Source organism: Microbacterium sp. MMO-10 (assembly GCF_037148715.1).
Taxonomy (GTDB): domain Bacteria; phylum Actinomycetota; class Actinomycetes; order Actinomycetales; family Microbacteriaceae; genus Microbacterium.
The window spans coordinates 698,993-706,303 of record NZ_JBBCSV010000004.1 but is presented as its reverse complement, the minus strand read 5'-3'; the positions used below and the strand labels follow the sequence as shown (position 1 = coordinate 706,303).

Below are 7,311 nucleotides of genomic sequence, written 5' to 3'. Positions count from 1 at the left end.
GAGTTGGTCTTTGATCCAAAGGAATTTCTCAACCAGCCCGAAGACTGGACGAGGAATAAATTGGCATTTGACAAGTGCACGCTGTTGAGTTCTCAAGGATCGGATGCTCCTACAGTTCAGCCTCGCGGCATCACAAGTAGGGCTAGATCTCACTCCCGCTCGCTGCGTCTTGCGACGAACCTGAGCCGGGAGTTACCCATCATACTCGATGATCTTCCACAGGGGAAGTTCTTCGTTGAGATGGGGTTTGTTCGCCGCTTGGGGAGTCAGGCCTTCCGGCCCTTCGCTCTACCGCTTGGGGCGAACAAGTAATAAGTTACGCGGATCCGGGGGTTCCGGCAAATCGCGGCCGCACCCCGGGCGTGTCGCACCCCTCGATTCGGCGGCTTCTGCAGGCGAAACACCTGATGAACGAGGAAACCCTCCCCCGTGCGGATGCCCAGAGGAGGGTTTCGGCGGACGGAACAGCATCCGCGGAGGTTCTTTCAGGTCACATCCCGAGAGCGTGAGCAGCCGACTGCGCACGCGCGACGAGCTCGGCGCGCTGCTCGGCGACGCGCACCGGGGCGGTACCGCCGACGCCATCGCGACTGGCCACGGACCCCTCGATCGTGAGCACTTCCCGGACGGCGGGAGTCAGGAGCGGCGACACCTCGGCGAGGAGCGCATCGTCGGCGTCCTCGAGACCGAGCCCGCGCTGCTCGCACGCGCGCACCAGGGAACCGGAGATCTCGTGCGCCTCCCGGAACGGGACCCGGTTCTTCACCAGCCACTCGGCGACGTCGGTCGCGAGCGAGAAGCCCTGGGGAGCGAGCTCGGCCATGCGGTCGGTGTCGAACCGCAGCGTCGCCACCATCCCGGTGAACGCCGGCAGCACGACCTCGAGGGTGCGGACAGAGTCGAAGACCGGCTCCTTGTCCTCCTGCAGATCGCGGTTGTACGCGAGCGGCAGACCCTTGAGGGTGGCCAGGAGCCCGGACAGGTTGCCGATGAGACGCCCGGACTTGCCGCGCGCGAGCTCGGCGATGTCGGGGTTCTTCTTCTGCGGCATGATGCTGGATCCCGTGGAGTAGCCGTCGTCGAGAGTGACGAAGCCGAACTCGCGGGTGTTCCAGAGGATGATCTCCTCGGAGAAGCGGGACAGGTTGACGCCGATCATCGCGGTGATGAAGGCGAACTCCGCGACGACATCGCGGGACGCGGTGCCGTCCAGCGAGTTCTCCGCGGGGCGGTCCAGGCCGAGTTCGCGGGCGACCAGGGCAGGGTCGAGTCCGAGCGTGGATCCGGCCAGCGCTCCCCCGCCGTATGGAGACACCCCGGCCCGCGCGCGCCAGTCGACCAGGCGCTCGAGGTCGCGCACCAGCGGCCAGGCGTGCGCCTGCAGGTGGTGCGCGAGGAGCACGGGCTGGGCGTGCTGCAGGTGGGTGCGTCCGGGCAGGATCGCGCTCTCGTGCGCCTGCGCCTGGGCGACGAGCGCGTCGATGAGGCCCAGGACGTCGCGGCCGATGATGCGTGCGTGGTCGATGAGATACATGCGCACGAGCGTCGCGATCTGGTCGTTGCGGCTGCGCCCCGCGCGCAGGCGTCCGCCCAGATCGGCGCCGACCTCGGCGATGAGCGCCGCCTCGAGCGCACCGTGCACGTCCTCGTCGCCCGGCTGCGGGAGAAGCGTGCCGTCGGCGATCTTCGCGGCGAGGGCGTCCAGGCCGGCGTGCATGCGCACCGCCTCATCGGCCTCGAGATAGCCCGCGGCCTCGAGCGCCGCGGCGTGCGCGTGCGAACCGGCGATGTCGTAGGGCGCGAGGATCCAGTCGAAATGCGTCGACCGGCTCAGCTCGGCGAGCTCCGGGCTGGGACCGCCGGCGAATCGGCCGCCCCAGAGCGCGCCCTGATTGGTTCCGTGCGCGGCGGCGCGTCGAGTCTCGGTCACTTCGTTCCCTCGCTCGACGGTCCCGAAGACTTCCCGATGAGCCACACGAGCAGCGCCTTCTGGGCGTGCAGGCGGTTCTCCGCCTCGTCCCAGACCACGCTCTGGGGGCCGTCGATGACCTCGGAGTCGACCTCGTAGCCGCGGTCCGCGGGCAGGCAGTGGATGAAGATCGCCTCGCCGTCGGCGCGCGTCATGGTGCCGGTGGTCACCTTGTATGCGCCGAGGTCGCGCAGCCGCTGCGCCTTCTCCTCCTCCTTGCCCATCGACACCCAGGTATCGGTGACGATGACATCGGCACCCGCCGCGGCCTCGTCCGGATCCGTGACCAGGGTCAGCGAACCGCCGGTCTCGGCGGCGCGGCGATGGGCGTCGGCCACCACGTCGGCGCGGGGCGCGTAGGCCTCGGGCGACGCGACCCGCACGTGCATGCCCGCGGTGACGCCCGCCAGCACGTAGGAGTGCGCCATGTTGCTGCGTCCGTCGCCGAAGAACGAGAGCGTGAGCCCGGCGAGGTCGCCCTTGTGCTCGCGGATCGTGAGCAGGTCGGCGAGCAGCTGGCACGGGTGGAAGTCGTCGGACAGCGCGTTGATGACCGGGACGCGCGTGCCCTCTGCCATCTCCTCGAGACCCGCCTGCGCGTACGTGCGCCACACGATCGCGGCGACCTGGCGCTCCAGCACCCGAGCCGTGTCGGCCGGGGTCTCCTTGCCGCCGAGCTGGCTGTTCGCCGTCGAGATGATCAGCGGGGATCCCCCGAGGTCGGCGATGCCCACCGCGAACGAGACGCGGGTGCGGGTCGAGGACTTGTCGAAGATCACCGCGACCGTCTGCGGACCGGCGAGGGTCTTGTCGGCCCAGCGGTCCTTCTTGAGCTCGAGCGCGAGGTCGAGGATCTCGGTCTGCTCGGCCGTGGTCAGGTCGTCGTCGCGCAGCAGGTGGCGGGTCATGCGTTCGTCTCCGTGAGAGCGGTGGCCGCGACCTCCGCGAGGGCGGCGGTGAACAGGTCGGTGAACTCGGCGATCTCGGCGTCGCCGATGGTGAGCGCGGGCGCGATCCGGACCGACGAGGGGTTCGCGGCGTTCACGATGAGGCCGAGGCGCTGGGCCGCGGCGACCACCTCGCCCGCCACGGGGGCGGCGAGAGCGACGCCGATGAGCAGCCCGCGTCCGCGGACGCCGGTGACCAGCGGGGATCCGATCCCCTCGACGGCCGCGCGCACCTGGGCGCCCCGGTCGCGCGCGTTCTGCACGAGCCCCGCCTGCTCGATCTCCTCGAGCACGGCGTTGCTGACCGCGGTGGCGAGCGGGTTGCCGCCGAACGTGGAGCCGTGCGAGCCCGGGCCCAGCAGGGCCGCGGCGTCGCCGAACGCGACGAGCGCGCCGATCGGGAAGCCGCCGCCGATGCCCTTCGCCAGGGTGATCGCGTCGGGCACGACGTCCTCGTACTGGAAGGCGAACCAGTCCCCGGTGCGGCCGGCACCGGTCTGGATCTCGTCCACGATGAGCAGCGCCCCGTGCTTCGCCGTCAGCTCGCGCGCAGCGCGGAGATAGCCGTCGGGCAGCTCGAGCACGCCGGCCTCGCCCTGGATGGGCTCGACGAACAGCGCGGCGACCCGGTCGTCCAGCGCCTGCTCGAGCGCCTCGATCGTGGCGGGGATGTGCTCGACGCCGCCGGGCAGCGGCTGGAACGGATCCCGCATCGATGCCTTCGCCGTGAGGGCGAGCGCGCCGATCGTGCGGCCGTGGAACGCGTTGTCGAGCGACAGGATGCGCGGGCGCTCCGCCCCGCCGTGCAGGCGCGCGAGCTTGAACGCGGCCTCGTTGGCCTCGGTCCCGGAGTTCCCGAAGAACACCCGGCCGGCGTCACCGGTGCCGGCGAGGCGCTTGAGCCGGGCCGCGAGCTCGAGCTGCGGCGGGGTGGCGAAGTAGTTCGACACGTGGGCGAGCGTGCCCGCCTGGCGGGACACGGCCTCGACGAAGACGGGGTGCGCATGCCCGAGAGCGGTGACCGCGATGCCCGCGAGGAAGTCGAGGTAGCGTCGCCCCTCGCCGTCCCACAGGTGCGATCCCTCGCCGCGGACGAGCAGCTCGTACCGCGGGCCCGCATTCAAGATCAGGTCGCGCTCGGCGCTCTCCTGCCAAGTACCTTCGGCCGGCGACGTCATCCCGCCACCACCTCCGTTCCGATTCCCTTGCTGGTGAACAGTTCGACGAGCACCGAGTGCGGCACCCGCCCGTCGATGATGGCCGCCGCATGCACGCCCGACTCCACGGCCTCCAGGCATGCGGTCATCTTCGGGATCATCCCCGACTCGAGCGACGGGAGCATGGTCTTGAGCTCCGACGTGGTCAGGTGGGAGACGAGCGAGTCGCGGTTCGGCCAGTCCGCGTAGAGTCCGGCGACATCGGTGAGGATCACGAGCTTGACCGCGCCGAGCGCCGTCGCCAGCGCCGCCGCCGCCGCGTCCGCGTTCACGTTCAGCGACTGACCCGGATGATCCAGATCCGGGGCGATGCTGGAGACGACCGGGACTCGTCCGGCTGCGAGATGATCGTGGACCGGGGTCGGATCCACCTGGACGACGTCGCCGACGCGACCGAGGTCGACCTCTTCGCCGTCGATGATCACACCGCGGCGACGTCCGCCGAAGAGCCCGGCGTCCTCGCCGCTCAGCCCCGTCGCGATCGGTCCGTGCGAGTTGATCTTCGAGACGAGCTGCGGGTTGACCTGGCCGGTGAGCACCATCCGGACGACGCTGATCGCCTCGGTGTTCGTGACCCGGTAGCCGCCCTTGAACTCGCTGGGGATCTCGAGCCGCTCGAGCATGTCGGAGATCTGCGGCCCCCCGCCGTGCACGACGACCGGCTGCACGCCGACGTAGCGGAGATAGGCGATGTCCTGCGCGAACGCCTCCTGCAGGTCGTCGCTGATCATCGCGTTGCCGCCGTACTTGACCACGACGATCTGATCGCGGTACCTCTTCAGCCAGGGCAGCGACTCGATCAGCGTCTGCGCCTTGATCGCGGCCTCCTCGGGCGCGGTGTCCTGAAGATCGCTCATGAGGAGTACGCGCTGTTCTCGTGCACGTAGTCGTGGGTGAGGTCGTTGGTGCGGATCGTCGCCGCGGCCTCGCCGACCTTGAGGTCGATCACGACGTGCGTCGCGCGCGGCGTCAGGTCGACCTCCTCGCGCGGCCGGTCGGGACCGCCGGCGGTGCACACCCGCACGCCGTTCATCCAGACGTCGACGTCGTAGGGATCGAACGCGGCGCGGGTCGTGCCGATCGCGGCCAGCACACGCCCCCAGTTCGGGTCGTTGCCGAAGATCGCGGCCTTGAACAGGTTGTTGCGCGCGACCGCGCGGCCCACCTCGACCGCATCCTGCTCGCTCGCGGCGTGCAGGACCTCGATCGAGATCGCGTGGCTGGCGCCTTCGGCGTCGTCCTGCAGCTTGCGGGCCAGTTCGTCGGAGACCTCGGTGAGCGCGGCCGCGAAGTCGTCCAGATCGGGCCGGATCCCGCTCGCGCCGTTGGCGAGCAGCGTCACCTGGTCGTTGGTCGACATGCAGCCGTCCGAGTCGAGCCGGTCGAAGGTGGTGCCGGTCGCACGGCGCAGCAGCGCGTGGGCCTCCGCCGCGTCGAGCACGGCGTCGGTCGTGAGCACCACGAGCATCGTCGCCAGCCCCGGCGCGAGCATGCCCGCGCCCTTCGCCATGCCGCCGATGGTCCAGCCGTCGCGGGTCACGGCGACCGTCTTCGCGACGGTGTCGGTGGTCATGATCGCCTCGGCGGCGGCCTGTCCGCCGTCGGCGCTCAGCTGCGTGACCCCGGCCTCGACCCCGGCGAGCACCTTGCCCCGGAAGACCTCGTCCCCGGTGCCGATGAGGCCGGTGGAGCAGACCACCACGTCCCCCGCGCTGACGCCCAGCAGCTCTCCGGCGCGCTCGGCGGTGAGGTGGCTGGTCTGGAACCCGAACGGTCCCGTGAAGCAGTTGGCGCCGCCGGAGTTCAGCACGACGGCCTCGACGATGCCGTCCTTCACGACCTCCTGCGACCAGATGATCGGGTTGGCCTTGGCCCGGTTGCTGGTGAACACCGCCACGCCCACCTTCCGGGGCCCGCGGTTCACCACCAGGGCCACATCGGGCTTGCCGGTGGATTTGAGGCCCGCGACGACGCCGGCCGCCTCGAATCCCTGGGGTGCGGTCACGCTCATGGGGCGACTCCGTTGATGGTGAGCGCCGTGGTCTCGGTGAGACCGAGCGCGATGTTCATGGACTGGATGGCGGCGCCTGCGGTGCCCTTGACGAGGTTGTCGACGGCGGCGACCACCACGACGCGGTTCGCGGCGCGGTCGATCGCGAGGCCGAGGAGCGCCGTATTGGCGCCGAGCACGTCGGCGGTGCGCGGGGCGGATCCCTCCGGCAGCAGCTGCACGAAGCTCTCTCCGTCGTAGGCGCTCTCCCACGCCTCGCGGATCTGGGCGTCGGTGGCACCGGGCGTGATCGGCGCGGTCGAGGTGGCGAGGATCCCGCGCGCCATCGGCACGATGACGGGGGTGAAGGAGATCCGGATCCCCTCCGGATCCACGATCCCGGAGACGGTCGACGGGCCCGACGCGGCGGCGAGCGCCTGACGGATCTCGGGGATGTGCCGGTGCGTGCCGCCCACCGCGTAGGGGTTGGCGGATCCGAGGATCTCGCTGCCCAGCAGGTGCGGCTTGAGGCTCTTGCCGGCGCCGGAGGGACCGACGGCGAGCACCGTCACGATGTCGGACGGGTCGATCACGCCGGCCGCGACGCCGGGGGCGAGGCTCAGGCTCACGGTGGAGGCGTTGCAGCCGGGGGCCGCGATCCGGGTCGCGCCGCGGAGGTGCTCGCGCTGCTTTCCTCCATCGACCAGGAGCTCGGGCACGCCGTAGCTCCACGGCTCGTGGAACGCTCCGCCGTAGAAGGCGTCCCATGCGGTCTGCGACGTCAGTCGGTGGTCGGCCCCCGCGTCGATCACGAGCGGGACGTCGCCGAGCGCATCGGTGTACTGCCCCGACTGCCCGTGCGGCAGCGCGAGGAACACGATGTCATGGCCGGCGAGGATCTCGGGCGTCGTGTCCTGCAGGGTCAGGTGAGCCAGGGAGCGCAGATGCGGCTGGTGCTCGGAGAGCTTCTGGCCGGCGTTCGAGTGCGCCGTGACGGTGCGGATCTCGACGTCGGGATGGCTCGCGAGCAGGCGAAGGATCTCGCCGCCCGCATAGCCGGATGCGCCGGAGACGGCGACGGAATACGTCATGCTTCCACCTTAACGGTCGGGTCTGCCGCGGACGCCCAAGAAGACGGCGCGCGGCAGGAGTGCGATGCGGGGCCGGAGGCGGCGACGCCGGCGCTCG

6 protein-coding genes are annotated in these 7,311 nt (G+C 70.5%); all 6 read right to left on the bottom strand.

Features of this window, described 5'->3' with window-relative positions; genetic code table 11:
* Positions 1–490: 490 nt before the first annotated feature.
* The 6 genes from argH to argC are packed head-to-tail and all read right to left on the bottom strand — an operon-like array spanning position 491 to position 7,214.
* Positions 491–1,930, bottom strand: a complete 1,440-nt coding sequence (gene argH, locus WFJ17_RS16020; protein WP_336648929.1) for an argininosuccinate lyase — start codon at positions 1,928–1,930, stop codon at positions 491–493.
* Positions 1,927–2,877, bottom strand: coding sequence for an ornithine carbamoyltransferase (gene argF / locus WFJ17_RS16015; protein ID WP_336648928.1), 951 nt, complete (start codon positions 2,875–2,877; stop codon positions 1,927–1,929). Before argF ends, argH begins: the two co-directional genes overlap by 4 nt.
* Entirely contained in the window at positions 2,874–4,094 is a 1,221-nt protein-coding gene (locus tag WFJ17_RS16010; RefSeq protein WP_336648927.1) for an acetylornithine transaminase, read from the bottom strand. The genes argF and WFJ17_RS16010 overlap by 4 nt, the downstream gene beginning before the upstream one ends.
* The gene (gene argB / locus WFJ17_RS16005; RefSeq protein ID WP_251447238.1) at positions 4,091–4,990 is read right to left on the bottom strand and encodes an acetylglutamate kinase; all 900 of its coding nucleotides are present in this window, start codon (positions 4,988–4,990) and stop codon (positions 4,091–4,093) included. Before argB ends, WFJ17_RS16010 begins: the two co-directional genes overlap by 4 nt.
* Entirely contained in the window at positions 4,987–6,144 is a 1,158-nt protein-coding gene (argJ, locus tag WFJ17_RS16000) for a bifunctional glutamate N-acetyltransferase/amino-acid acetyltransferase ArgJ (protein WP_336648926.1), read from the bottom strand. The genes argB and argJ overlap by 4 nt, the downstream gene beginning before the upstream one ends.
* Positions 6,141–7,214 (bottom strand): N-acetyl-gamma-glutamyl-phosphate reductase, encoded by a 1,074-nt coding sequence (gene argC, locus WFJ17_RS15995; protein WP_336648925.1) that lies wholly within the window; start codon positions 7,212–7,214, stop codon positions 6,141–6,143. The genes argJ and argC overlap by 4 nt, the downstream gene beginning before the upstream one ends.
* Positions 7,215–7,311 lie beyond the last annotated feature (97 nt).